The following is a 25404-nucleotide window of genomic DNA, read 5'->3' on the forward strand; positions in this document are numbered from 1 at the left end:
TGTACTGTGCTGTTTCAGCCGGCAGATTTCGACGGCCAGTGCTGCGTTATCCAGCGGGGGAAGAGAGACGGCACGGTTTTTAATCTCAGCAATCGACATGGGTTTCAGGTAGCTCGCAGGCTTACTGCATATCGTGTGTAAATAGCCGCTCGCGCGCCATTTGCTCGAACGGCGTGCCGGGGCGGCCATAGTTGGCGAACGGATGAATAGCGATGCCGCCGCGCGGGGTGAATTCGCCGAACACTTCGATGTATTTCGGGTTCATCAGTTTGATGAGGTCTTTCATGATGATGTTGATGCAGTCTTCATGAAAGTCGCCATGGTTGCGGAAGCTGAAGAGGTAGAGTTTGAGCGATTTGCTTTCCACCATTTTGATGTCGGGGATATAGCGGATGAGGATGGTGGCGAAATCGGGCTGGCCGGTAAGCGGGCACAGGCTGGTGAATTCGGGGCAGACGAATTTGACGAAGTAATCGTTGCCGGGGTGTTTGTTGTCGAACGCTTCGAGGATTTCGGGGGCGTAGGTTGAGGGATATTGCGTGCCGGTGTTGCCCAGCAGGGAAAGGCCGCTGAGCTCTTCTTTGTTGCGCATGGGAGTCCTTAGTTTTGGTAACGCGGGAGGGTTGCGAACCGCGGTTTGGAAAAAAGGAGCGGATTATAAAGGATTTTTAGGCTACCTGAAAGCGCAGCTTCAACGAAGTTTCCAAAGGAAGCTGAGTTTCTGCAAGGCCAAAATTTCAGGTAGCCTTTGGCAGGTTTGCGCTAAATCTCTCCGGCGCGCAGGGCTGCGAGTACGGGCGCGGTTTTTGGGGAAAAACCGCGCCAGAGGCGGTAGGATTCGGCGGCTTGCTCCACCAGCATGCCCAAGCCGTCGGCGCTCTGCCGTGCGCCTGCTTCGGCGGCGAAGCGCATAAAGGCGGTGGGCTCGCGGCCGTAGGCCATATCGTAGGCGAGTTCGCATTGGGCAAACACGGCAGGGGCAATGGCGGGCACTTGGCCACTCAGACTACCGGAGGTAGCGTTGATAATAATATCGAAACCGGCGGCAGGCAGCTCGCCCACCTCGGCGGCACGGATGCCGAAAATGGCAGCCAGCTCTTGCGCTTTGGCAGCGGTGCGGTTAGCAATAGTGAGACTGGCTGGGCGGCATTCGAGCAGAGGCAGAATCACGCCGCGCGCTGCACCGCAGGCGCCGATGAGGAGGATGCGCTTGCCGGCTAGGGCTACCTGAAAGTTGCGGCCAATATCGGCCACCAAGCCGAAGCCATCGGTGTTGTCGGCGTGGATTTGGCTGTTCCCCTGCCTAATCAGCGTGTTGGCTGCGCCGGCGGCGCGGGCGCGCTCGGAAAGGCTGTCTGCCCAGGCATAGGCATCGGTTTTGAAAGGCACAGTTACGTTTGCGCCCACGCCGCCCGCAGCGAAAAAGGCGGCGGCAGTTTGGGCGAAGCAGCTCGGTTCGGCCAGCAATCGTTCATATTTGATGGTCACGCCTTCTTGGGCGGCAAACATTTGGTGGATAGTTGGTGAGCGGCTGTGAGCCACGGGGTTGCCGAAAACGGCGTAATGGGAAGCAGGCATGGTGTGCAGCAGAGAAAAGAAAAGTGCTGAATTATAGCCAAATATATGCCTCAACGCTTGCAAATCTGCCATGTCGCCCCATCTTACTGTTTGACTGCCGAAGCAGGCAGCAGCGGCCGGCTGAATTTTTTGCAAACGGCGTATTTGCTGCTACAATCAATATTCGTTTCTTTTTTATTTGATATTCAAGAGGAGTTTTTCCACATGCAACCACGCAATGTTTACGATTACACCGACGTGGGCAGCAGCGTTTCCGCACAAAGCACCATTTTGCGTAAAACCTACGGCTTACTCGGGCTCTCGTTTCTTCCGGCGGCTGCCGGCGCATTCGTCGCCATGGCCACCGGTCTGAGCCTGTTCAGCTTTACCGGCAACTATTGGATTGCTGTGGGCATTTTCTTCGCCTTTTTCTACGGCATTAGCTTTCTAATCGAGAAAAACCGCCACAGCAATGTGGGTGCTGCCCTGCTGATGGTGCTCACTTTCGGCCTGGGCTTCACGCTGGGTCCGATTTTGAACTACAGCCTGGCGCTTTCCAACGGCATAGAACTCATCGGCATTGCCGCCGTCATGACTGCCGCCGTATTTCTGAGCATGGCAGCCATGGCCAAATCGCCCACCTTCCAAACCAACAGCATCGCCCGCTTCGTTAGCGTGGGTTTCGTGGTGGCCGTTATTGCCATGGTTGCCAGCTTCTTCCTGCAGATTCCCGCGCTCTCGCTCACCGTATCCGCCCTGTTTGTGATCGTGAGCTCTGTGCTGATTATGTGGCAGGTGCGCGTGATCATTGAAGGCGGTGAAGACAGCCACATTAGTGCCGCGCTGACTTTGTTTGTTGCCATCTACAACATCTTCGTCAGCCTGCTGCGCCTGCTGTTGGCATTTGCCGGTGAAGACTAAGTCGCTTTAAGTAGATTGGATAAAGGCTACCTGAAAAATTTCAGGTAGCCTTTTGTTATGGAAAAATATATAGCTCAACGTTATTACGCTGAAGCCAACGGCTTGAGCATGATGCACCACCATATGCTGTAATAGGCTTCTTTGCGCGGCTAGGGGAATTGGGCAAGCTGTTTCTCGGCAGCGGCATTGTCTTGGTTGTCTATCATAAACTCTGCATTCAGTGTTTCGTTTTCGGCTTGGGCATAAAAAAGTGGATTAATGGTATTGCGTTTTCATGGTTTGCCATACCACTATCACTGGCGCCTTTGGTCACCCAGTAACCCAGAATTGCTTGAAAACTTTCACCGTTGCAGCTTATCCAGATTTCGTGTGGGCAAGGTTTTCACCGGTATTGAACGCATCGAGCAAAATGTGCAGGTTGTTGGTGCAGAAGTTGTGTAGGTTGCGCGAGAGGGAGTCCTCCAGGTTTTCGCCGATGCCGTCGCAGCATTCGTAGAGTTCGCGCCCGTCGGGCAGGGTAATGCCGACATCAAAACGGCTCACCATCGCACCGTTGCCGTGTTGGTGCGGAAACGCCCAGGTTTCGAGCTGCACGGGCACGGCGAAATCGGGCAGGATTTTGTCGCTCCGCGTTTGGCAGGCATAGCCGTGGGCTTGCAGGATTTCGGCAAGGGCTTCGTTGAGGTTTAGGGTATCGAGTTCTTGAGGTTCCATGAGTTTGCTCTTGAGGCTACCTGAAAAATATGGTGGTTGGTAGGGGCTATGTTGTTATCGATTCTAACAAAGTTTGGTGTAGCCTTAGTGCTGTTTGGTCATTTCGCTAATACAGCGCCGTACGCTGCGTTTGAATGAAACCAAGTGGTGTCCTGGCGTGGCGGAGTAGATGTCGTCGACCAGACAGCGGCCGTTTGGGCTGCATTGCAGTACGAATTGCACTTGGGTGGCCGAGAAATCGCCGGGAAACTGCTGAAATACGGCTTCGATTCGGCCGTTGGCCAGTGGCCGGATGTTCAGTGTCCGGTTTAGGCTGGCTTGATCCCAATCCTGCCCGGCAATAATCGGGTCGTAATCGATGCAGCCGACTTCGTTCGGTGGTGTATGCTGTTTGTCTTCTTGGTATACAGCCTGTAGATCGGCGGAAAAATGGCGTTCCGGATGTGCATGAATGGTATTGCCGTTTTGATAGGGTACATATAGGCTATGGATCAAGGCCAGTTTTTGTGGGCGGAAATTGTCTGCCCCAGCTGTTGTGGCGCAGGCAAGCAATAGGGTGGTCAAAATATATTTTTGCATATTGCTTCTCCTAATAATTGTGGGCTGAAACAATGTTTCTTCATTATATCAGTTATATAAAAGGCTACCTGAAACTTTCAGGTAGCCTTTGCCATACGGAAAAGCTTAATGCCTGAAATGCCGCACGTCCGTTACCACCATGGCGATGTCGTGTTCGTCCGCCGCATCGAAGACTTCCTGATCGCGCATCGAGCCTGCGGGATGGATGATGGCTTTGATGCCCTGTTCGGCAATCACGTCCACGCCGTCGCGGAAGGGGAAGAAGGCGTCGGAGGCGGCGCATGCGCCGTTTAAGTCTAGGCCTGCGTCCTGCGCTTTGCGGGCGGCGATGCGGGTGCTGTCCACGCGGCTCATTTGGCCTGCACCAATGCCGTAGGTTTGACCGCCTTTGCCGAATACAATGGCGTTGGATTTGACGTATTTGGCGACGTTCCAGACGAACAGCAAATCGTTCCATTCCTGCTCGGTCGGTTGGCGTTTGGAGACGACTTTCAAATCGGTGCGGCTGATGCGGTGAATGTCGGGCGTTTGTACCAGCAGTCCGCCGCCGACGCGTTTGAGTTCGAAGCGGTTCGCGCCTGCTTCGAGCGGGGTTGTTAGAGAAATTTGCAATACGCGCACGTTTTTCTTGGCGGCGGCGATTTCGAGGGCTTCGGCGGTGAACTTCGGCGCCATGAGGACTTCCATAAACTGGTTGTCGGTAATCTGTTTCACGGTTGCGCCGTCCACTTCGCGGTTGAAGGCGATGATGCCGCCGAACGCGCTGGTGGTGTCGGTGGCGTAGGCGAGTTTGTAGGCGGTCAATGTATCGGCTGCAACGGCAACACCGCACGGATTGGCGTGTTTCACAATCACGCAGGCGGGTGCGTCGAAGGATTTGACGGCTTCCCAAGCGGCATCGGCATCGGCGATGTTGTTATACGACAATTCTTTGCCTTGCAGTTGTTTGTAGGCGGCGAGGCTGCCTGCGGCGGGGTACACATCGCGGTAAAACGCGGCGCGTTGGTGCGGGTTTTCGCCGTAGCGCATGTCTTGAACTTTAATCCAGCTTTGGTTGAACTGGCTCGGGAATTCACCGATTTCGGGCGTGCCGCTCAACACGTCGTCTGAAAGCGAGGTTAAGTAGTTGGAAATTATGCTGTCGTATTGGGCGGTGTGGCTGAACGCCTTGCGCGACAGGTTAAAACGGGTTTTGTCGCTCAACGCGCCGCCGTTGGCTTCCATTTCGGCGGCGATGGCGGGGAAGTCGGCGGTGTCGGTAATGATGGCGACGTGTTTCCAGTTTTTCGCGGCGGAGCGCACCATGGTCGGGCCGCCGATGTCGATGTTTTCAATCGCATCTTCCAGCGTGCAGTCGGGCTTGGCGATGGTGGCGGCGAAAGGGTAGAGGTTCACGCACACCAGGTCGATATTGCCGATGTCATGTTCTTCCATGGTGGCAACGTGATCAAGCAAATCGCGTCGGCCGAGGATGCCGCCATGGATTTTCGGATGCAGGGTTTTCACGCGGCCATCGAGCATTTCGGGGAAACCGGTGTAGTCGGATACTTCGATCACGGGAATGCCCGCATCGGCAAGCAGCTTCGCTGTGCCGCCGGTGGAGAGGATTTCGACACTGAGTTTATGCAGGGCTTGGGCAAATTCGACTGCGCCGTTTTTATCGGACAGGCTGATGAGGGCACGTTTGATGGAAGGCATGGGGGAGTCCTTTTGTGGTAGCTGGTGGGAAGGGGAGAGGCTACCTGAAAACGGAGCTTCCGAAAGAAGTAAAGTTTCTGCGAAGCTAAATTTCAGGTAGCCTTTATGGCAGGCATTTCATGTAGTGGATTAACAAAAACCGGTATGGCGTTGGTTCGCCTTGTCGTACTGATTGTACTGTCCTCGGCTCGCCGCCTTGTCCCGATTTTTGTTAATCCACTATATGAGGAGGGCTGTTAATTTACACGCCGCAGCTGGCTTTTGTGGATATAGCCTTGGAATACGGCATCGTTGCCGTATTCGTCTTTTTCGGTGTATGCGCCCTGGTTGTCGTATAGCAGCCAGTTGTCTTTGCTCAAACCCGGAACAATTTGCACGCGTGTGCCGTTGGGTAGCGTTTTGATGATTGGGGCTCTGCTAGTTGGGTAGCCAGGGTGGATGCTGTGGACATTTGCCGAGCCGTTAGGGCTGGCGACAATGTAGTTTTGCACAATAAAGCCCTGGTTTTGGTGCACAAATCCGATGCGCCGGCCATCTAGGCGGATGTGGTACCAATTGCCCTGCCTGCTGAGGATTTCGCGTTGTGCGCTGCGGTAATCCAGCCTGGCGAGGATTCTGCTGTTGGCATTGGGCGCGGTGCGGACGTTTGCCGTGCCGTCGGCTTCGATGTGGGGCAGGAAGTAGTCTGCAGCTTGGGCAGACAGGCCGGCGGCGGTGAGTAGGGCGGCTAGGAAGGTTTTCATTTGGAAGGGCTTCTGTTTGGGCTTAAAAGCCCGGCGGGCAAGGGGTTACCTGAAATTTCAGGTAACCTCATTCATCAACGGTTGTTTTGGATACGTTGATTAGCGCGGCGGGCGGCTGGGCTATTGGGGTAGGTTTGCATCAGCTTGCGCCAGGTGGCGCGGGCGATGTCTCGCTGCTGCATGCCCCATTGGCAGTGGCCGACACTGTAAAGGGCCTCGGCGGCTTTGGGGTTGGCGGCGAAGCGGGCGGCGAAGCGTTGGCCGGTGAGGATGACGGATTCGCAGTTGCGCAGTTTTTCGTGGCTCTGCATGAGCAGGAAGAGGGCGTTTTGCTCGGTGCGGCCGCCGCTGCCGCTGCGTTCGGCGAAGCGCAGCTGCTGTAGGGCCTGGCTGTAGAGGCCGCTGCGATAGAGTTGCAGGGCTTGTTGATAGGCTTGCTCTTGCGGGTTTTCAGCAGGAGTGGTGACAGGCTCGGCACTGCTGTGGCTGGTGCTGCGGCGGGAGGCGGCTCGAGCATCGAGGAGCTGAGCGAGCTGCTGCTGGCGTTGTTGCAGTTCGCTAATTTGGCCGCGTAGTTCGACAATTTGTTGTTGCAGCTGGCTGATTTGCTGGTTGTGGGCGGTAAGTTCGGTTACGATGCGCTGCGAGGGTTGGGGGCTGCCGGTGGCGGATGGTCGTGTGGGGGGGGAGAGCGGTACAAGCAGCGAGGCCGCAGAGGGCGGCGGGGATGATTAGGCGCATGGGGTTTCCTCGGGATAACGTTTGCGCAGCAGGGTGAGGCCGTCGCCCAGGGGTAGGGTGAGGGCGGCTACGCGGGAGTCGGTTTGCAGGGATTGGTTGAAGGCGCGGATGCGCTCGATAGATTCGGGAGCGGACTCGGCGTTTGCCTGATACACGCGGCCGCCGAGCAGGAGGTTGTCGATGGCGATGAGGCCGCCGGGGCGCAGCAGGGTGAGGCAGCGTTCGTAGTAGTGGGCGGTGGGCGGTTTGTCGGCATCGATAAGGGCGAAATCGTAGCTGCCGCTGCGGCCTTGCTGGATGAGTTGGTCGAGTGTGATGAGGGCAGGCTGGAGGTGGAGCTCAATTTTGTGCTCCACGCCGGCTTCGCGCCAGAAGCGACGCGCGGTGTTGGTGTAGGTGATGTTGATGTCGCAGGCGGTGAGGCGGCCGTGTTCGGGCAGGGCGAGGGCGACGGCGGTGCTGCTGTAGCCGGTGAACACGCCGATTTCTAGGCAGCGTTCGGCGCGGATGAGCTGCACGAGAAAGGCGAGGAGCTGGGCTTGCTCGGCGGCCAGGTGCATTTTGCCAATACGGTGCTGCGCGGTGGTTTGGCGCAGGCGTTGCAACACTTCTGCTTCGGGCGGGTTGATGCTTTTCAGGTAGCCTGCAAGGCCGGGGGGCAGATGGTCGGTGGCTGCGGTCATGGCGCGGCGCGGGGTTTAGTAGGAATAGTAGGTGTAGGGTTTTTTGGCGACTTTGCCGGCGGCGAAATCGGCCTGCTCTTCGGGGTTGAGCTCCACATCCCACAACAGGCCGCGGTTTTGGAGGCGGCGTTCTTGCTCTTCGGGGTGTTCTTCGATGTATTTTTGCAGGAACTGGGTGGCGTCGGATTGGTAGTTATACATGGTGTGTTTTCCTGTGGTGCGGGGTAGCGGCGATTATAACGGAAAGCGCTTGGTTTGGCAGCCGTTGCGGCGAAAGGTTATACTGCGCACTTTATCTTAAGCACGCGCCTGCGCGCACGCCGCAGGCTACCTGAAAAACAAGAAGAGAATACCCCCTATGCTGACTAGATGGCTGCGCAAAATCCTGCCGGGCAAACCTGAAGCCGCCGCAACACATTCACACAAACAGGTGCTGCCGCAAAACGAACACGGCATCACGCCGAACGGGATCAGCTATGCGGCGGAAAAGGTGGTGTCGCGGTTGCAGCAGGCCGGGTTTGAGGCTTATGTGGTGGGCGGCGCGGTGCGCGATTTGCTCTTGGGCATCGAGCCGAAAGATTTCGACGTGGCCACCAACGCCCGCCCTGAAGAAGTGCGCAAAGTATTCCGCCGCAGCCGCATCATCGGCCGCCGCTTTCAGATTGTGCATGTGATGGTGGGGCCGGAAACGATTGAAGTCACCACCTTCCGCGGCGGCAGCCGCCCCGCGCGGCAAAACGAACACGGCCGTATCATGCAAGACAACAGCTACGGCAGCATGGAGCAAGACGCCGCCCGCCGCGATTTCACCTGCAACGCCCTGTATTACAACCCCGCACGTGGGGAAATCACCGATTTCCACCACGGCGTGGCCGACATCCGCGCCAAACGCCTGGTGATGATCGGCGACGCTTGCGCGCGCTATCAGGAAGACCCGGTACGCATGCTGCGCGCCGCCCGGCTTTCCGGCAAACTCGGTTTTCAGGTAGCCCCCGACACCGCCGCGCCGATTGCCGAATGCCTGCACCTGTTGCCCAAAGAACCGCTGGCGCGCCTGTTCGACGAAGTGATGAAACTCTTGTTTTCCGGCGCAGCCATCGACTGCCTCAAACAGATGCAGGCCCTGGGCATGGACGGCCAAAGCGTGCACCCCCTGCTTGCCTGCGCCTTGGAAAGGCTACCTGAAAACCAAGGGCGCGGCATCGTGGCGCTTGCCCTCAACAGCACCGACAGCCGCCTGCGTGCCGACCAAGGCGTATCGGTGGGCTTTGTGCTGGCCGCCGTATTGTGGCCGCAGGTGCGCGAGGCCTGGCAGCGCGCTCAGAATAGCGGGCTCAGAACCATGCCCGCACTCAGCGCCGCCGTAGCCGAAACCCGCGCCCACATGGAGAAAGGTTGGGGCGTGCCGCACCGCTTCACCGCCTCGATGCGCGAAATCTGGCAGCTCCAGCCCCAATTTGAATACCGGCGCGGCGCCCGTCCCTTCCGCCTGCTTGCCCAGCCCCGCTTCCGCGCCGCCTACGATTTCCTGCTGCTGCGCGCCCGCGCCGGCGAAGTGGAGCAGGGCATTGCCGACTGGTGGACAGCTTTCCAAGAAGCCGATGAAGAACAGCGCAAGCAGATGATTCAAGCCGCCGAACAACGCCCTGACAGCGGCGATGCCCCAGCCAAAAAACGCCGCCGCCGGCGCAAGAAGAAAACAGGCGCGGCAGATAAGGACATGGTTGAATAAGCGGCATTGGGTTGAAGCAGCCGTAGGTCGGATCCTCGAATCCGACACCTCATTCAAAGGCTACCTGAAAATCCCGACCACTCCGTTTTCAAGTAGCCTAAACTCCAATCACTCCATGATTAAAAACGCCAGATGAAGCAAGCCATTATTGCCTTGGGCAGCAACCTCGAACAGCCCGTTTCCCAGCTGCAAAACGCCCTGGCCGCGCTGGCCGCGCATCCGCAAGTGCAGGTGTTGGCCGCTTCCTCGTTTTACCGCACCGCGCCGGTGGACTATGCTGACCAGCCCGACTTCATCAACGCCGTGGCACTGCTGTCTACCGATTTGCCCGCTGCCGAACTGCTCGCGCTGTTACACCAAACCGAAGCCGCCGCCGGCCGCGTGCGCAGCTTCCGCAATGCCCCGCGCACGCTGGATTTGGACTTAATCGACTACGCCGGCCAAATGATCGACAGCCCCGCCTTGCAGCTGCCGCACCCGCGCGCCCATCAGCGCGGCTTCGTGATGATTCCCCTGGCCGAAATCGCCCCGCAGCACATCCTGCCCGGCCAAACCGCCACCGCTGCCGAGCTAGCCGCCACGCTGGGCAATGAAGGCGTGCAACGTTTAGATGAAACAGAGAGTTAAATTTTTCAGGTAGCCTTTGGAAGGCTGCCTGACCCCCGAAAGGCTACCTGAAACATTCCAAGGAGAAACCATGCAGGCAGACTACCGCTACATCGTTGTGGAAGGCCCCATCGGCAGCGGCAAATCCCCGCTCAGCCGCAAGCTGGCCGAGCATTTCGGCTGCACCCTCATCAGCGAGCAGCCCGAGCAGAACCAGTTTTTGGAGCAGTTCTACCTCAATGCCGCCAACCACGGCCTGGCCGCCGAGCTCTACTTCCTGCTGCGCCGCACCGAAACGCTCAACCTCATCGCCGCCGCCGACGAAATCGGCAATGCCAACCACAGTATGCAGCGTGTGGTGAGCGATTTCTTATTGGAAAAAGACCAGATTTTCGTGCCCACCATCCTGCGCGAAGACGAGCAGATGCTGTATTGGCAGCTCAAGCAAAAAATCATGCCCGAAATTCCCGTGCCAGATTTGGTGATTTACCTGCAAACCAGCGCCGGTGCCGCTGAAGCGCAGCTGCGCAGCCGTGGCGACAACCACATCAATTTGTTCCCGCCCGGCTACCTGCAGCAGGTGCACGAGGAATACCACCGCTATTTCTACCTCTACGACCGCGCCCCGCTGCTGATTGCCAATACCGAAGAGCTGGATTTTGTGAACAACCCCGACCACTTCCAACTGCTGCTGCACGCCATCGCCAATATGCGCGGCAGCCGGCATTATTTGAACTTGAGCGAACGCTAGGGCGGAATGGTAAAGGCTACCTGAAATGTTTCAGGTAGCCTTATTTTAAGACGGGGTGCGGCGGAAGCTCACGGCCTGCATTACGTGGCGTTGGTTTACGGTGTCGCTGCCGGCCAAGTCGGCCAGGGTACGGGCGATGCGCAGGATGCGGTGGTAACTGCGGGCGGAAAGTGAAAGTTTTTCCAGCACGGCAGAGAGGGCGGCTTTGGCTTTGGGCTCGATGGCGGACAGCTCATCCAGCTCGGTTACGTTGAGCAAGGCATTGCTTTTGCCTTGCCGCTGCTGTTGGCGTTCGCGCGCGGCCAGCACGCGTTCCCGTACGGCAGCGCTGGGTTCGCCGGGTGTGGCTTGAGTGAGCTCGGCGGCGGAGAGGGCGGGCACTTCAATAATCAAATCAATCCTGTCCAGAAGCGGGCCGGAAATTTTGCCGCGATAACGGGCAATACTTTCGGGCGTGCAGCGGCAGGGTTTGGCGGGGTGGCCGAGGTAGCCGCAGGGGCAGGGATTCATGGCAGCCACCAGCTGGAAGCGGGCGGGATAGGTGGCTTGGCGGCTGGCGCGGGAAATGTGGATAAGGCCGTTTTCCAGCGGTTCGCGCAGCATTTCCAGCACCTTGCGGTCGAATTCTGGCAATTCGTCGAGAAACAATACGCCGTTGTGCGCCAGGGAAATTTCGCCGGGCTTGGGGTCGGAACCGCCGCCCACCATGGCGGCGGCGCTGGCGCTGTGGTGCGGCGAACGGAAGGGGCGGCGGCGGGAGAAACTGTGCTGCTGGGGCAGCAGCGAGCGCAGCGCCCAGGTTTCGGTGATTTCGTCGTCGGAGAGCGGCGGCAGGATGCCGGGCAGGCGTTGCGCCAGCATGGATTTGCCGGTGCCGGGCGGGCCGCTCATCAGGATGCTGTGGCCGCCGGCAGCGGCAATTTCGAGCGCGAGCCGCGCGGTGTGCTGGCCTTTTACGTCTTGCAGGTCGGGATAGGGCGCTTCTTCGGCCGCTTCAGCACGGGCTTGGCAGCGGGGCAGGGCGGCGATGCCGTTGAGGTGGGCGGCCACGGCCACCAGGCTTTCGGCAGCCAATACTTCGGCGCGTTCAATCAGCGCGGCCTGCTCGGCGCTCTCTTGCGGCAAAATAAAACGACGCCGCGCCTGCGTGCTCTGCCACACCATGGCCAGCGCACCGCGCACCGGGCGCAGCAGGCTGGACAAGGCCAGCTCACCGGCCAGTTCGTATTGCGCCAATTCTTCGGGCGAAATGGCGATTTGGCCGGAGGCTACGAGGATGCCCACGGCAATCGGCAGATCGAAACGGCCGGATTCTTTGGGCAGATCTGCCGGGGCAAGGTTGACAGTGATTTTTTTGGCGGGGAAGTCGAAGCCGCTTTGGATGATGGCGGCGCGCACGCGGTCGCGGCTTTCTTTCACTTCGGTATCGGGCAGGCCGACAATATTGAATGCAGGCAGGCCGTTGGCCAAGTGGGCTTCCACTTCCACCAAGGGCGCGGCCATGCCGCTGAGCGCCCGGCTGTATACCACCGCCAAACTCATGCCGCGCTTCCTATTGCTGTTCAGAAGGGTTGGGCAGGGCGGCTGGAGCGGCGGCTTCTAGCTTGGCCAGGCGCGCTTCTAAGGCGGCCAGTTTTTCGCGGGTTTTGATGAGCATCTGCTGTTGGATGTCGAATTCTTCGCTCGTTACCAAATCGAGCTTGCTGAATGTGCTGCCGAGCAGGGTTTTCACATTTTTTTCCACGTCTTTCACCGGGCTTTCGGCAATGGCGCTGCCGATTTTCCCGGCGAGTTCGTCGAGGATTTGTTTGGCCAACATGGGGTTTCCTTTATTTTTGAAGGGTTGGGATGGGCGCATTGTATAAGTGCGGGAATAGGGCGGCAAGCAGTAAAGGCTACCTGAAACGCGGCTAAACTTTCAGGTAGCCTTTTCAGCCAGATTTATTGCCACTCGAAACGCAGCAGGCGCATGATTAAAAACAGGCCGAGCAGGCTGATGAGCACATACAGGCTGCTGGACATGCTGTGCCAGAAAGAGAGCTCTCCACCGAGCAGGTTGGAGAGCCAATGCGTCTGCCCGCCGCGGAGGGCACGGATAAGCGGCACCAGCGCAAATTGCGAGATGGCCAGCAGCAGCCAAGTGAGGGCGACGATGCGCGAGCTGAGTTTGCTGCGTTGGCCGTAGCTGCGCTGCTGCGCCGAGAGGCCGGCCAAATAAAGGATGGCCCACACAAACAACCCGATATAGTTTACCGCGCTAAACAGCGTACCGGCCAGGTTGCCGGCCTGCTCTTTGGGCAGAGATTGGAACAATAGCGGCGCCACGCCGTAGCCGGCCAAAAGATACGCGCCAAACCACACGGCGGCCAACAGGGCCAACACTCGATTTGCAAACATTCGTTTCCTTTCTCTGCTTTTTGTTTAAAACGAAACGCAGTGTACCGTATTCTTTGCATACTTTCAGCTGCCGGGCCGATACTTTACCTGCTATAAAATCAGCCTACATTGCGTTACAATCCCGCACTTTACGTTGCCGACACACCATTATGTCCAATAAGCCCAAACACGAACACGAAGCCAACAAACTGCACAAACGCCTGCGCCACGCCGTGGGCCAAGCGATTAACGATTTCAATATGATTGAAGAGGGCGACAAAGTCATGGTCTGCCTCTCCGGCGGCAAAGACAGCTACGCCCTTTTAGACATCCTGTGCCACCTGCAAGCCTCCGCGCCGATCAATTTCGAGCTGGTGGCGGTGAATCTCGACCAAAAACAGCCCGGCTTTCCCGAACATGTGTTGCCGGAGTATCTGACTTCTATAGGCGTGCCGTTCAAAATTGTGGAAGAAGACACCTATTCCACCGTGAAGCGCGTGCTCGATGAAGGCAAAACCACCTGCTCGTTGTGCAGCCGCCTGCGGCGCGGAATTTTGTACCGCACGGCCAAAGAGCTGGGCTGCACCAAAATCGCGCTCGGCCACCACCGAGACGACATCCTCGCCACCCTGTTTTTAAACATGTTCTACGGTGGCAAACTCAAAGCCATGCCGCCCAAGCTGGTGAGCGACAACGGTGAACACATCGTGATCCGCCCGCTGGCCTATGTGAAAGAAAAGGATTTGATCAAATACGCCGAAATCAAGCAGTTCCCCATTATTCCCTGCAACCTGTGCGGCTCGCAGCCCAATCTGCAGCGGCAGGTAGTGAGCGAAATGCTGAAAGACTGGGACAAACGTTTCCCCGGCCGCATCGAAAGTATGTTTTCCGCGCTGCAAAACGTGGTGCCCTCGCATTTGGCCGATACCGAACTGTTTGATTTTGCCGGTTTGCAACGTGGTCAGACCCTGAAACACGGCGGCGATTTGGCCTTCGACAGCGAAACCGTTTCCTTTAACGCCCCGCGCGACGACGAAGACGAAGGGCTACCTGAAAAACCCGCACGCAAAGTGATTAATATCTTGGGCAGCAAGCCGAAAACCGGAGGCTGCGGTGCGGGATAAATTCATTTCACTCTTACAGTTTATTCCCCTGCTGATGCTGACGCAGGTGCTGCCGATATTGGCCTGGCTGCTCGGCGGCCTGGGCAGGAGCATGGCTGCCCAAATTGTGGCCGCACTGCTGTTTACGGTTGCCGCCGTAGCCATGTGCGGGCTATACCTGCAGCTCTACCTTAAGCAGGCAGACGGTTATTTCCATAATTGGAAAAGCCGGTTTTCCGGCAAAAAACTGCTGTGGGCGGCGGGCTATATTGTGCTGATGCTGGCCATCAACCCGCTCTACGAAATGCTGATGGCCGCGCTGGGCGTAGAAAGCAGCGTGGACAACCTGCAAAACCAGCTCATCATTATGGAAATGCTGCAACGTGCCCCGCTGACGATGGCGGCCTATATCGTGCTGTTTGCGCCGGTTTTGGAAGAGCTGCTGCTGCGTGGCATTTTTTTCCAAAGCTTCGGCAGCGTAGAAAACCGCGGCAAACGCTGGCTGTTGCTGGTGCTGTCTGCCTTCATCTTCGGCAGCCTGCACAGCCCGCCGGTACATTACGATTTTCTGCTGTATTTCGCCATGGGCTTGGTACTCGGCACGGCCTATCTGCACACCAGAGATTTGAAATACCCGGTTTTGATTCATATGGCAAACAATGCATTGGGCTTGGCTGGGGTGTTGTTTGAGTAAGAATGGGGAAAGGCTACCTGAAAGCAGTTTGATTTTCGGGTAGCCTGATGGAGATGGCGATGCCAACAGACGAATGGGCGGAGCTCAAAAGCAAACAAGAACGCTACCGCCGCCGCGTGCGTGAATTTGTGCAGCAAAACAGACTGGTGGGCGCGATGAATAACACCAAATGGCGGGAGCTGTGTGAGGCAATGGATGAGTGGGAAAATGCGCCGGCCTATGAAATCAAGTATTTGTTTGACGAAATATCGGAAGTGGAGGTTGAGCAAGCCATAGCTGAAACGACGGTAGCGATAGGCGATTGGGGCAATGAGCATTTTTATTCGATGTTCGATATTGAATGGGTGAAAATTCGGAAATTGCGCTCGGTGTTTCGCGGGCACCTGATTGCGCGGGAAATCGTCGCGGGAAATCGTGGATAATAGCGAGGGTATCCGCGCGATATTGGATCGGTTTGCCATTCCATATGTGGAGGGCGAGTTTTGCTTCACGGTATATGGCTACCTGAAAGCTTGAGTGCCAGAAAAGCAAAGATACAGGCTACCTGAAAGTGTTTCAGGTAGCCTCACGCTACACCCAGCCACCCAGGTTTTCCTGTGCAATATCGGCCAGAGCCTCGATGAAGATGGGGTTGTCGTTGAGGCAGGGGATGAAGCGGAAGGTTTGGCCGCCGGCTTCGTGGAATTGTTCGCATCCTTTTATCGCGAGCTCTTCTAGGGATTCCGGGCAGTCGCTCACGAAGCCTGGGCAGAAAATGTCGAGCTCGCGGATGTTGTGTTTGGCAGGCAGTTCGGTGAGCAAATCGGTGGTGGCAGGACCTATCCAGCGGTTGCGGCCAAAGTGGCTTTGGAAGGCGATATACCATTCTTGGGTGGTGAGCTGCAGGGCTTTAGCCAGCATTTCTGCGCTGGCATGGCATTCGGCCTCGTAAGGGTCGCCCTGCTGCACGGCGGCTTTGGGGATGGCATTAAAGCTGAACAGGATGCGTTGGCCGCGGCCGTGCAGCCGCCAGTAAGCGCGGATATGTGCAGCCATGGCTTGGATGTAACTGGGGTGGTTGTAGAAGCGGCTGATGGTGCGCAGACTGATTTGGTTGCGCTGTTGGAGCAATACGCTCAACACCTTATCCAGCGCGGCGCCACTGCTGCTGGCAGCGTATTGCGGATAGAGGGGGATGGCGAGCAAGCGGTCTACCCCTTGGGCTTTCATGACGGCGATAGCATCGGCCACGGCAGGCACGCCGTAGGACATGGCGTGTCCCACCAGCACTTGCGGCAGCTCGGCTTGCAGGGCGGCAGCCTGTTTGGCTGTGAACACAGCCAGCGGAGAGCCTTCTCTTTGCCAGATCTGGCGGTAGCTATGTGCGCTTTTTTTTGCACGGAAGGGCAGGATGATGCCGTGCAGCAGCGGCTGCCACAACAAGCGTGGCAGCTCGACCACGCGCGGGTCGGACAAGAATTCGCGCAAGAAATGGCGCATGGCTTCGGGTGTGGGCGCAGCGGGCGTGCCGAGGTTGACCAGAAGAATGCCAACTCGAGCTTGCTGCCGGCCGCCGTGTGGCGGCTCGGGTTGGAAGTGGGGCATGGGGGCTCCTTGGGTGTTTTTATTGGAGGTTACCTGAAAACATCGGCTCCAATATTTCTATAAGTCATCCTTCCTTGCCAATATTTTACGCGCTCCACTCACATCGGCGGGGGAAACGATGCCCGCGTCTTCCAAAGCCTGCATCAGGTTGGCGGCTCGGTTGTAACCGATGCGCAGTTGGCGTTGCAGCGAGGAGATGGAGGTTTTGCGGCTTTCCAGAATAAAGGCGACGGCTTGGTCGAACATTTCGTCGCCGGCGGCATTGGGGCTGACGGCGTTTACGGTTTCCTGCGCGGCTTCGCCGGAAAGTAGGCCTTCGATGTAGTTGGCGCTTTGCTGGCGTTTGGCGAAGGAGGCCACTTCGTGCACTTCGTGGTCGCTTACAAACGCGCCTTGCAGGCGCACGGGCTCGGCGCTGCCAGGCTGGAGGAATAAAAGGTCGCCGTATTTGAGCAGGTCTTCCGCGCCCATTTGGTCGAGGATGGTGCGGCTGTCGATGCGGCTTTGCACAGTGAAGGCCATACGGGTGGGGATGTTGGCTTTAATCAGGCCGGTTACCACGTCTACGCTGGGTCGCTGGGTAGCCACAATCAGGTGCATACCTGCAGCGCGGGCTTTTTGTGCCAGGCGGGCGATTTGCGTTTCCACCGCCTTTTTCTCGGTCATCATCAAGTCGGCCAGTTCATCAATCACAATCACGATATAGGGCAGTTTTTGCAGCGGCTCGGGCTCGTCGGGATTGGGGCTGAAGGGATTGGGCAGGGGCTTGCCGGAAGCGGCGGCCTCGGCCACTTTTTGGTTGAAGCCGGCCAGGTTGCGCACGCCGGCATGGGCGAGCAGGCGGTAGCGTTTTTCCATTTCGGCCACACACCAATTGAGCGCCTGCCCGGCCTCGCGCATATCGGTTACCACCGGGCAGAGCAGGTGCGGAATGCCTTCATACACGGAAAGTTCCAGCATTTTCGGGTCGATCATGATAAAGCGCACCTCATCCGGCGCGGCCTTATACAGTATCGACATAATCATGGCGTTCACGCCCACTGATTTGCCCGAGCCGGTCATACCGCCCACCAGCAGGTGCGGCATTTTGCCCAAATCGGCCACCACCGGCTGCCCGGCAATATCTTTGCCCAAGGCCACGGTGAGCTTGGACAGTGCGGCGGCAAACACTGGCGAGGACAGGATTTCGCGCAGCAGCACTTCCTGCCGCTTCTCGTTCGGCACTTCGATGCCCATGGTGCTCTTGCCAGAAATGGTTTCCACCACGCGCACCGACTGCATGGAAAGCGAACGCGCCAAATCTTTGGCAAGGTTGGTAATCTGGCTGCCTTTCACACCCTGCGCCGGCTCGATTTCAAAACGCGTGATCACCGGCCCGGCGGTGGCGCTTACCACGGTTACCTGAATGCCGAACTCGGCCAGCTTGGCCTCGATGCGCTCGGCCATGTGCTGCAGGGCTTCGGGATTGATTTCCGGCTTGTGCTCCTGCGGGCGCGTGAGCAAATCCAATTCCGGCAGCAGATATTCGCCGTCTTCAGCCTGCCGTTTGGGGGCGAACAAATCTTTTTGCCGCTCGGGCGCGGGTTTTTCTTTTTCAGGTAGCCCTTGGCTGGCAGGCTGGTTAATCTGCACCGCCACCGGCTTGCGGTTGCTGCTGGCGCCTTCCACCGTTGCCACTTCTTCGGCGGTGATGGTTTTCGCCGCGCGCACCATACGGCGAGCAAACTTCGCATTCGGTATGTCGCGCACAAATTGGTGCGGCTGGCGGATCAGCCGATACCATAGCCATTCCAGCTGCGCCCCCGCTTTTTCCAGCAGCGTGAGCCACGATACTTGCAACAGCAGCGACAGCCCCGCCACAATCAGCACTGCCTGCACCAGCAGGCTACCTGAAACCCCCAGCAGCCGCATAAAGCCGCTGCCGAGCGATTGGCCGATTAAGCCGCCCGCGCCCATCGGCAGGCTGTCATACAATTCTGCCGACCAGGCCGCTGCCTCCAAAAGCGGGCTGCCAAATAGCAACAGCGCCGCTCCACCCAAGCCCATGCCCAAGTGATACGGCTTCTTGTTGCTCTGCTTCACGCTGCGGAAATTGCGGTAGAGCCACACCGCTGCCGCCAGCAGCAGCCACCACACCGACAGCCCGAACAGATAATAGGCCACATCCGCCGTGTATGCGCCCACGAGTCCGGCCAGATTGTGCGGCTCATTATCGGTGGGAATGCTGCGCGACCAAGCCGGGTCGTCCATGGTGAAGCTCGCCAGCGCCAAAGCCAGGCACACAGAAAACAGCAGCACCAACAGCCACAGCATATCCGCCAGCAGCGAAATGGATTGTGACGCCGCCGTAGCCGCCGAAGGCATATGGCTCCGGCGCGCGGATTTGGAAGGGGGATTATGCCGGTTTGGCTTCGGCTTGGCGGGTTTACGGGAAGGTTTCTTGCTCATATTTCACAACTGCCGGCAGCCTGATAGGGGCTACCTGAAAAACGGTGGATAACTGATTACAGCCTGGGATTACAGCCAGGGATGACGGCCGGGAGCGGCCATACAAAACGCCGCATTATAGCAGTATTGCCCAAGGCTCGGCGCGGCAAGGGCGGGCGGAAAAGGCTACCTGAGAATTTCAGGTAGCCTTTCGGGGTTGACTTGGCGCGGTAGGGTATGTGGCGCAGCCACGCACGCGGATAGGAACTTCAAGCAACGCGTGCGTGCGTTCCGCAACACCCTACCCATGCTGCCACTATGCGTTGCAGTACGGCGGCTCGGAATGGGCGTTATTGTGTCGAATTGTTGGCAGCAATCCGGCTGACTTTGCCGTTGCGCACGAAAATGGTTACGCCTTCGGTTCTTCTTGGCAGATATGTTCCGGCATTGGTCGCCACGGGGCTGAGCTCTCTGACTGCCACTTGACCTAGCGTCGGATTTTTGCTGGTAGTGCTCAAAATATTGAACTGAGATATAGCGAAGGTGCCGGCCGCGTTTACCATGCTGGTCGTTGTTTCATCCGCTTCCCGCGTAGTTACATAATTCAGTTGCAGCGAACCGCCGGCCCGCCTAGAGGAAGTGGGCTGGCCGCACAATTCGATAACTTCATTATGGGTGGTTTGCCCCGGCTTGATGTTTTGACGAACCCAGTTGATGTTGCTGCAACCGTTTGCGGAATTGCTGCCGGGCAGGCCGAGGGTTTCACATCCGGTGAGAGTGAAAGCAGCTATAGATAGATAGATAGATAGATAGGTTTTTTCATGTCCATCATAATTTCCTTAATTTACGAAATATTCGGTGCATTTCGGGCAATTTGCCTGCCTTCATGCCTTAAAACATCGGATACATCGCTCTGAAAATACTGCCTTCACAGCTTGCTGGGAATATAGCTGGTTTAATAATTTTTTGCAAGCAAATCTTTTTAAATTTGAATGCGATACATCAAATATCGGCATCAATCCGCTTCTCATCAGATTATTCCCGCTCTGAAAATTTTCAGGTAGCCTATAATCCGCGCCGTCCTATAAGCAAAGCACACACCATGAGCCACACCGAATCCCAAGCCAACACCTGTTTCCACTGCGGCCTGCCCGTGCCGCGCGGTTTGGATTTGCCGATTGAATTTGAAGGCGTGTGCCATCCGGCTTGCTGTGCGGGCTGCTAGGCGGTGGCGTAGCTGGGCAGCTACTACTCCCGACGCACGGCGGAGGCGGAGTGGGCGGTGCCGCCGCCGGAAGTGCTGGAGCAGCTCAAGCTGTATGAGCTGCCGGATATGCAGGCGGAATTTGTGGAAGAGAAAACAGAAAACGAACGTGAGGCGGTGCTGATGCTGGGCAGGATAACCTGTGCGGCCTGCGTGTGGCTGATTGGGCAGCAGCCTGAGCTCGCTCCTGGTTTCCGCCAACGCCCTGCGCCTGCTGCGGCGGGCGAAATAGGGGAAGGCTACCTGAAAATAGGTATGGCAGGGCGGCTAGGATAGAATGCTGAGTAAATCAGCAGTTCGCTGTTTTACCTGGTTGCTAATTCAGTACGACTAAAAATAAAGGAGAAACGCCATGGACATTAAACGGCTGAAATACTTCTGCACCGTGGTGGAATGCGGCAGCTTCACCAAGGCGGCGGAAATGCTGCATATTTCCCAGCCGCCGTTGAGCAAGCGGGTACAGGAGCTGGAGCAGGAAATCGGTACGCCGCTGCTGTTTCGCGACGGCGGGCGCATTCGGCCCACACCCACCGGTTTTTTCCTTTATGAGCGGGCGCTGGAGATTTTGGTGGGCATTGGCAATATTGAGCGTGATACGCTGATTTTTGCCCAACAGCAGCAGCATGTGTTGCGCATCGGGCTAACCCATCTGTATCAAAAATATTTCACGCCGCTGATTATGGCCATCCATAGCCAATATGCCGATACGGAAATTAATGTGTTGGTATCGGATTCCAGCCATTTAGAAACATTGCTGAATAATCAGCTGATAGATGTTGCGCTTATTCAGCAGCCGAAATGGTTGGAGCGCTACCGCTATGTTGCGCTGCCAGCGGTGCAGATGGCCGCAGTAGTACACCTCAGCCTGCTGCCGGAAGGGGTGCCCGACACGATGACGCTGAAACAGCTAGGCGGGCTGCCGCTGATTCTGTTACGCCGCAGCAGCGGGGTGGGCACGTTTGAGCAGTTGATGGATCAGCTGCACAAGAGCGGCACTACGCCGCAGGTGACTATGCACGTGTCGCAGCCGAGCGTGATTGTGGATTGGATTGAGTCGGGCATTGAGGCGGCGGTGCTGCTACCGGAATCGGAAATGTGCCCTTCGCAGCTGCGCAACAGCGTGTTGGTGCGGGTGTCGCCCGATCCGCAGGTGTTTTTCCCGGCATTGGTGAAGCTGACGACAACACCGGAAATCCGCGGGCTGGAGGAAGTGATGGCCAACGGCTATCCGTTTGTGGCGCCGAAGTGCCGCTGAGAATTTGCTTAGGAACACTTTCAGGTAGCCTTTCGGTGGGGATATATCCGCTGAAAGGCTACCTGAAAATATTTGGCTGGATGAGGATTGGGTTAGCCGTTTTCTTCATCGCGCCGCCAATGGGTTTTGTGGGCGAAGACGGGGCGGTTGCTGGTGTATTTGATGTATTCAAGCTGGAGCTGCCAGATATCGCTGGGAAAAACTTTGGCGATGGGGTGGGCTTGGGCGTAGAGATCGAGTGCGGCGCGGCGTTCGGCAGGGTGGGCAATGCATTCGGCGCGGGCGGCAAATTGGATGCCGCAGATATCGCGGATGCGTGCGGGCTGGCCGGCGATGGTGCCGGCAATATGTGGGTTGTGCAGCATCAGGCGGCCGTGTTGGGTGTTTTTGCCGGTGAGCACGATGAGACGGGCGGCAGCGGGATCGAATACGTAGAAGCAGCTGGCACTCCACAGCTCGCCTTCGTGGCAGGCGGCCAGGCTGACAACGTGGTGTTCGGTGAGGAAGGCGTGGATATTGGCGGGCAGGGGCGGCATGGTGTTGCTCGATTGGGAGCAGAGCTGGTTGAAAACAAAGCTTCTGCGAAACTAAAAGGTGGTGCCGGTAGGCAGGGAAACAGACGGCACTGGTTACGGTATGGCGAATGGTATCAGGCGGCAGGGCTGCGGTATATGAGGCTACCTGAAAATAATCATGTGTTCGGCCCGCCAACGGAAACGGCGTGGCAGGTTTCAGGTAGCCTGCCGCGCCGTTTTGTTTCGCTAGGAGTTTGACGTTGGATTGCAAAAACCGGGTTCAACTAAGCCCCTTGATGGAGGCGGTTAGTGTGCGGCTATATAGGTTGCCCACAAATAGGAGATGGGCATAATCAGCAGCAGCGAGGGCAGCATATTGGCCACGGGGAAGGATTTCATGCCGGTGATGCGGAAGCCGGTGGCCAGCATGATCAACCCGCCGGCGGCAGCGAAGTCGGCACGCATTTCGGGCGTGGTGAGCGGCACGATGAGGGTGGCGAGGAAGAACAGCGAAAGTTGGATGGCCAGCTGCGGCACGGCAATGGCGGATACGGCGTAGCCCAGTGTGATGGCGAAGATGCCGGCGGTAAAGAAATCCAAAATGGTTTTGATATAGAGAATGGAGGGGTCGCCGGTCATGCCTTCGTGCATGGAGCCGAACACACCGGTGCCGCTGGCGCAGAACAGGACGACGATGGCAACGTATTTGTCGAGGAATTCTTCCTGGCTGATGCCTTCTTTGGGCGGAAAGATTTTGTCGATCAGCCCGCGTGCGCTACCGGCGGCTTTGCCGATGCCTTTTTCCAGGTAGCACAATTCACCAATCACGAGGCCGAGCACGGCGGCCAGCACCACGGCGGCATAGTATTTCACGCCGGGGATGCTCATCACGCCCAGGCCGATGGAAGTCAGGCCGAATAGCGGATTGAGGCTGGTGCGCACGCGTTCGGGCAATTTCGCGCCCATCCATGCGCCGAGTAGGCCGCCGAGCACGACGGCGCTGCCGTTAACAAAAGGACCGATTGGCATAGTCATGATGTATCTCCTTGGTGGGTTGCAGGCCATTTTTAGGTAAAGCTCTCCCCAGCCTGGCGCCGGCAGGATACCATTGGCTTGCTTGGGAAACGGGAAATGCTGATGGCCTTGCGGGTGGGATTGGGTTTTAGCTGGCCTTCAATATGGTTTGGGCTACCTGAAAGCTTTATTTATCTTCCTTGCCGCCGCTCCAGCGCGGTAAGTGTTTCACCGAAATGCCGAACAAATCCAGCGCACGGCCCACGCTGTGGGTAAGGATGTCGTCCACAGTTTGCGGGCGGTGGTAGAGCGCGGGCACAGGCGGGAAGATGATGCCGCCCATTTCGGTTACGCGGCGCATATTGTCGATATGCGCGAGGTTCATCGGTGTTTCGCGCGCCATCAGCACCAGCCTGCGGCGGTCTTTGAGCACCACGTCGGCTGCACGGGTGAGCAGGTTATCGCTCAGGCCGTGGGCGATGGCGGCCAGGGAACGCATCGAGCAGGGGGCAACGAGCATGCCGAGGGTTTGGAACGAGCCGCTGGAAATGGATGCGCCCAAATCCTGAATCGGATGGGCTACGTCGGCCATGGCCAACACTTCTTCGCGGCTGTAGGGCGTTTCCAGTGTGCGGGTCATTTCCGCGCCTTTGGAGATAACGAGGTGTACTTCCAAGTCTTCCACGGCTTGCAAAAGCTGCAAGGCTTTATAGCCGTATTGGAAGCCGCTGGCACCGCTGATGCCGAGGATGATGCGTTGTTTGCCCATGATTGCTCCTTGAGTGGATGGTACGGGATGCGCTTTGGTTTTCAGGTAGCCTCTACGGCTTGGCCGTATAAGGCTGAGTGAGGCTACCTGAAACCTTTCTGCCTATGCTTCAAAGTCAGGCAGGAAGCGTTTTACGTCTACTTCCATAAACTTGCAGCGCTGGAAGTGTTCTTTCAGGTGCAGCGGCACGGTGCAATCGAAGATTGTTTTACACGATGTGCCTTCCTGGATTAGGCGGTTGCTGAACACTGGCGATTGTGATGGGTCGAGCGGGTGGCAGCGCACGCCGGGAATGAAGATGGTGTCGTTATCGCCCTGGTAGCGCGTTTGCATAGCCCACAAAACATCGTCGGTATCGAAAATATCCACGTCTTCGTCCACCAGAATCACGTGTTTCAATTCGGGGAAGGCGGAGAAGGCGAGCAGGGCGGCTTGGCGTTGGCGGCCTTCGTCGGCCGGCGTGATTTTCTTAAACTGCATCACAGCCAAAAGTTTCCCGCCACCGGAAGAGTGGGCAAACACGTTTTGCAGGCGGCCGGGCATGGCGCGCTCAACCATATCCAGAATGCTGGCTTCGGTGGGGATACCGGCCATGTTCACATGCTCTTCGCCCGGGCCCATGGTGGTGCGTAGAATCGGGTTTTTGCGGTGGGTAACCGCTTTCACTTTGATTACGGGCAGGGCGGGCTTGGCGTCGCCGGTGTAGCCGGGGAATTCTGGCATGGCCTTGCCGGTGTTGCTGTTTTGATCTTCGCGCACGCGTACATCGGGCAGCAGTTCGCCTTCAATCACCACTTCGGCATGGGCGATGGCGCGTTCGTTGATGGTGAGGCATTTGGCCATTTCCACTCCGTGGCCGCGCAGCGCGCCGGCAATGCTCAGTTCGTCGAAGCCCAGCGGCGTGGTGGGCGGCTCGAAGCAGGCGGCGATTTCAATGGCGGGATCCACGCCGATGCTGATGGAAATCGGCAGCGGTTTGCCGGCGGCTTCGGCTTTTTGGCGGAAGGCGTCGATGTGGCGGCCGGGGGTAAGCCACATGGAAAGCTCGTCTTTGCTCTGCACGCACAGGCGGTGGATGGTGATGTCGGATTTGCCGGTTTCTGGGTCGGAGGCATAGCACAAACCCATCGTGAAATAAGGGCCGGCGTCTTCCACGGTGTTGGTGGGTGCGGGCAGCAGGGTGCGCAGGTCGAAATCGGGATCGCTGGCTAGGTGCACCACTTCCTGACATTGCGGTTGCTGCCCTTCGCCAAGCAGCACCGGCGGAATGGGATTTTGTACGGAGTCTTTGAGCAGGAAGCCCAGGCGTTCGGGAGCACAATTGAGAAACTGGCCAACACGTTTGCGCGAGCCAACCAAGCCGATGGCTACCTGAATGCCGGGATAGCCTTTTACTTTGTTAAACAGCATGGCCGGACCGTTTTTACGGGTGGGGCGCTGACAGGTGCCGCCGGCACCAACGTAGCGGTATACGCCGGAGAGCTCGGCAATCGGATCAACTTCCACATCGGTGGACACCAATTCGCCGGGCAGGGTTTTTAAAAGCTCGAGGGCGGAGCGCAGGTCGTGAACGGGGGATTTTTGCGGGTTCGGCATTTTCTACACCTCTCTGTTGCGTTGGGGGAAAGTTTTGAATGCCGTTGCAGTATAGGTGGCGGGTAGCCAATAGAAAAATACC

General features: G+C 57.6%; 28 protein-coding genes and 1 pseudogene. 10 read left to right on the forward strand and 19 right to left on the reverse strand.

What is annotated here, in order from left to right:
* Positions 1-121 precede the first annotated feature (121 nt).
* On the reverse strand, positions 122-592 hold the full coding sequence (gene queF / locus A7P99_RS00240) for a preQ(1) synthase (protein ID WP_064105635.1): 471 nt from the start codon (positions 590-592) through the stop codon (positions 122-124).
* 170 nt (positions 593-762) lie between these two features.
* The gene (gene aroE, locus A7P99_RS00245; RefSeq protein WP_082880663.1) at positions 763-1578 is read right to left on the reverse strand and encodes a shikimate dehydrogenase; all 816 of its coding nucleotides are present in this window, start codon (positions 1576-1578) and stop codon (positions 763-765) included.
* A 204-nt stretch (positions 1579-1782) separates the two neighbouring features.
* Here aroE and A7P99_RS00250 point away from each other — a divergent pair, with 204 nt between their 5' ends.
* Positions 1783-2478, forward strand: coding sequence for a Bax inhibitor-1 family protein (locus A7P99_RS00250; RefSeq protein ID WP_067447318.1), 696 nt, complete (start codon positions 1783-1785; stop codon positions 2476-2478).
* 354 nt (positions 2479-2832) lie between these two features.
* Here the strand turns inward: A7P99_RS00250 and A7P99_RS10315 are convergent, their stop codons facing one another.
* The 7 genes from A7P99_RS10315 to A7P99_RS00285 form a co-directional block, all read right to left on the reverse strand.
* Positions 2833-3192 carry a DUF6348 family protein gene (locus tag A7P99_RS10315; protein WP_231863688.1) on the reverse strand — a complete coding sequence of 120 codons (360 nt, stop codon included), beginning with the start codon at positions 3190-3192 and terminating at the stop codon, positions 2833-2835.
* Positions 3193-3276: 84 nt separating this feature from the next.
* Entirely contained in the window at positions 3277-3771 is a 495-nt protein-coding gene (locus A7P99_RS00260; RefSeq protein ID WP_067446237.1) for a hypothetical protein, read from the reverse strand.
* 105 nt (positions 3772-3876) lie between these two features.
* Positions 3877-5469 (reverse strand): bifunctional phosphoribosylaminoimidazolecarboxamide formyltransferase/IMP cyclohydrolase, encoded by a 1593-nt coding sequence (purH, locus tag A7P99_RS00265; RefSeq protein WP_067446239.1) that lies wholly within the window; start codon positions 5467-5469, stop codon positions 3877-3879.
* 236 nt (positions 5470-5705) lie between these two features.
* A complete protein-coding gene (locus A7P99_RS00270) occupies positions 5706-6212 on the reverse strand; it encodes an SH3 domain-containing protein (RefSeq protein ID WP_067446241.1) in 507 nt (168 codons plus the stop codon).
* Positions 6213-6286: 74 nt separating this feature from the next.
* Positions 6287-6916 carry a tol-pal system YbgF family protein gene (locus tag A7P99_RS10635; RefSeq protein WP_369799377.1) on the reverse strand — a complete coding sequence of 210 codons (630 nt, stop codon included), beginning with the start codon at positions 6914-6916 and terminating at the stop codon, positions 6287-6289.
* A gap of 27 nt (positions 6917-6943) precedes the next feature.
* Positions 6944-7636, reverse strand: coding sequence for an O-methyltransferase (locus tag A7P99_RS00280; protein ID WP_067686161.1), 693 nt, complete (start codon positions 7634-7636; stop codon positions 6944-6946).
* A gap of 15 nt (positions 7637-7651) precedes the next feature.
* Positions 7652-7837, reverse strand: coding sequence for a DUF3460 family protein (locus A7P99_RS00285; protein WP_003823186.1), 186 nt, complete (start codon positions 7835-7837; stop codon positions 7652-7654).
* 157 nt (positions 7838-7994) lie between these two features.
* On the opposite strand from A7P99_RS00285, the gene pcnB reads away from it, so the two are divergent.
* From pcnB to A7P99_RS00300, 3 genes are all read left to right on the forward strand, one after another.
* Positions 7995-9368: a polynucleotide adenylyltransferase PcnB gene (gene pcnB, locus A7P99_RS00290; RefSeq protein WP_067446250.1), complete on the forward strand. Its 1374-nt coding sequence runs from the start codon at positions 7995-7997 to the stop codon at positions 9366-9368.
* 132 nt (positions 9369-9500) lie between these two features.
* The gene (gene folK / locus A7P99_RS00295; protein ID WP_067446252.1) at positions 9501-9995 is read left to right on the forward strand and encodes a 2-amino-4-hydroxy-6-hydroxymethyldihydropteridine diphosphokinase; all 495 of its coding nucleotides are present in this window, start codon (positions 9501-9503) and stop codon (positions 9993-9995) included.
* 70 nt (positions 9996-10065) lie between these two features.
* Positions 10066-10725 (forward strand): deoxynucleoside kinase, encoded by a 660-nt coding sequence (locus A7P99_RS00300; RefSeq protein ID WP_067686164.1) that lies wholly within the window; start codon positions 10066-10068, stop codon positions 10723-10725.
* 45 nt (positions 10726-10770) lie between these two features.
* On the opposite strand, the gene A7P99_RS00305 is transcribed toward A7P99_RS00300, so the two are convergent.
* The 3 genes from A7P99_RS00305 to A7P99_RS00315 all read right to left on the reverse strand — a co-directional run bounded on the left by A7P99_RS00305 (position 10771) and on the right by A7P99_RS00315 (position 13122).
* On the reverse strand, positions 10771-12267 hold the full coding sequence (locus A7P99_RS00305) for a YifB family Mg chelatase-like AAA ATPase (RefSeq protein ID WP_067686167.1): 1497 nt from the start codon (positions 12265-12267) through the stop codon (positions 10771-10773).
* A 10-nt stretch (positions 12268-12277) separates the two neighbouring features.
* On the reverse strand, positions 12278-12544 hold the full coding sequence (locus tag A7P99_RS00310) for an accessory factor UbiK family protein (RefSeq protein ID WP_067686170.1): 267 nt from the start codon (positions 12542-12544) through the stop codon (positions 12278-12280).
* A gap of 122 nt (positions 12545-12666) precedes the next feature.
* A complete protein-coding gene (locus A7P99_RS00315; protein ID WP_067446265.1) occupies positions 12667-13122 on the reverse strand; it encodes a DUF4149 domain-containing protein in 456 nt (151 codons plus the stop codon).
* A gap of 149 nt (positions 13123-13271) precedes the next feature.
* On the opposite strand from A7P99_RS00315, the gene ttcA reads away from it, so the two are divergent.
* From ttcA to A7P99_RS10640, 4 genes are read left to right on the forward strand one after another with little or no spacing between them, the layout of a single operon-like run.
* On the forward strand, positions 13272-14225 hold the full coding sequence (ttcA, locus tag A7P99_RS00320) for a tRNA 2-thiocytidine(32) synthetase TtcA (protein WP_067527523.1): 954 nt from the start codon (positions 13272-13274) through the stop codon (positions 14223-14225).
* Entirely contained in the window at positions 14215-14898 is a 684-nt protein-coding gene (locus A7P99_RS00325; RefSeq protein ID WP_067527525.1) for a CPBP family intramembrane glutamic endopeptidase, read from the forward strand. The genes ttcA and A7P99_RS00325 overlap by 11 nt, the downstream gene beginning before the upstream one ends.
* Before the next feature lie 59 nt (positions 14899-14957).
* Entirely contained in the window at positions 14958-15320 is a 363-nt protein-coding gene (locus A7P99_RS00330; RefSeq protein WP_153705629.1) for a DUF6678 family protein, read from the forward strand.
* On the forward strand, positions 15313-15414 hold the full coding sequence (locus A7P99_RS10640) for a hypothetical protein (protein WP_369799374.1): 102 nt from the start codon (positions 15313-15315) through the stop codon (positions 15412-15414). Before A7P99_RS00330 ends, A7P99_RS10640 begins: the two co-directional genes overlap by 8 nt.
* 54 nt (positions 15415-15468) lie before the next feature.
* On the opposite strand, the gene hemH is transcribed toward A7P99_RS10640, so the two are convergent.
* From hemH to A7P99_RS10520, 3 genes are all read right to left on the reverse strand, one after another.
* Positions 15469-16482, reverse strand: a complete 1014-nt coding sequence (gene hemH / locus A7P99_RS00335) for a ferrochelatase (RefSeq protein ID WP_067446277.1) — start codon at positions 16480-16482, stop codon at positions 15469-15471.
* Between the two features lie 57 nt (positions 16483-16539).
* Entirely contained in the window at positions 16540-18930 is a 2391-nt protein-coding gene (locus A7P99_RS00340; RefSeq protein WP_067446280.1) for a DNA translocase FtsK, read from the reverse strand.
* A 329-nt stretch (positions 18931-19259) separates the two neighbouring features.
* Positions 19260-19391, reverse strand: coding sequence for a hypothetical protein (locus tag A7P99_RS10520; protein ID WP_255361174.1), 132 nt, complete (start codon positions 19389-19391; stop codon positions 19260-19262).
* A 620-nt stretch (positions 19392-20011) separates the two neighbouring features.
* Between A7P99_RS10520 and A7P99_RS10325 the strand changes: the two are divergent.
* A pseudogene (locus tag A7P99_RS10325) lies at positions 20012-20347 on the forward strand (heavy metal translocating P-type ATPase metal-binding domain-containing protein); the annotation flags it as partial.
* Positions 20348-20525: 178 nt separating this feature from the next.
* Complete coding sequence (locus A7P99_RS00350) at positions 20526-21428, forward strand: LysR family transcriptional regulator (protein WP_067686173.1); 903 nt, start codon at positions 20526-20528, stop codon at positions 21426-21428.
* Between the two features lie 92 nt (positions 21429-21520).
* Here the strand turns inward: A7P99_RS00350 and A7P99_RS00355 are convergent, their stop codons facing one another.
* The 4 genes from A7P99_RS00355 to A7P99_RS00370 all read right to left on the reverse strand — a co-directional run bounded on the left by A7P99_RS00355 (position 21521) and on the right by A7P99_RS00370 (position 25322).
* The gene (locus tag A7P99_RS00355; protein ID WP_067446289.1) at positions 21521-21964 is read right to left on the reverse strand and encodes a pyridoxamine 5'-phosphate oxidase family protein; all 444 of its coding nucleotides are present in this window, start codon (positions 21962-21964) and stop codon (positions 21521-21523) included.
* A gap of 285 nt (positions 21965-22249) precedes the next feature.
* Positions 22250-22978 carry a DUF554 domain-containing protein gene (locus A7P99_RS00360; RefSeq protein ID WP_023886910.1) on the reverse strand — a complete coding sequence of 243 codons (729 nt, stop codon included), beginning with the start codon at positions 22976-22978 and terminating at the stop codon, positions 22250-22252.
* A gap of 166 nt (positions 22979-23144) precedes the next feature.
* Positions 23145-23726, reverse strand: a complete 582-nt coding sequence (locus tag A7P99_RS00365) for a UbiX family flavin prenyltransferase (protein WP_067527529.1) — start codon at positions 23724-23726, stop codon at positions 23145-23147.
* 102 nt (positions 23727-23828) lie between these two features.
* Entirely contained in the window at positions 23829-25322 is a 1494-nt protein-coding gene (locus A7P99_RS00370) for a UbiD family decarboxylase (RefSeq protein ID WP_067446293.1), read from the reverse strand.
* Positions 25323-25404 lie beyond the last annotated feature (82 nt).

This window comes from Eikenella sp. NML120348, from assembly GCF_001648435.1.
GTDB classification, from domain to species: Bacteria; Pseudomonadota; Gammaproteobacteria; order Burkholderiales; family Neisseriaceae; genus Eikenella; species Eikenella exigua.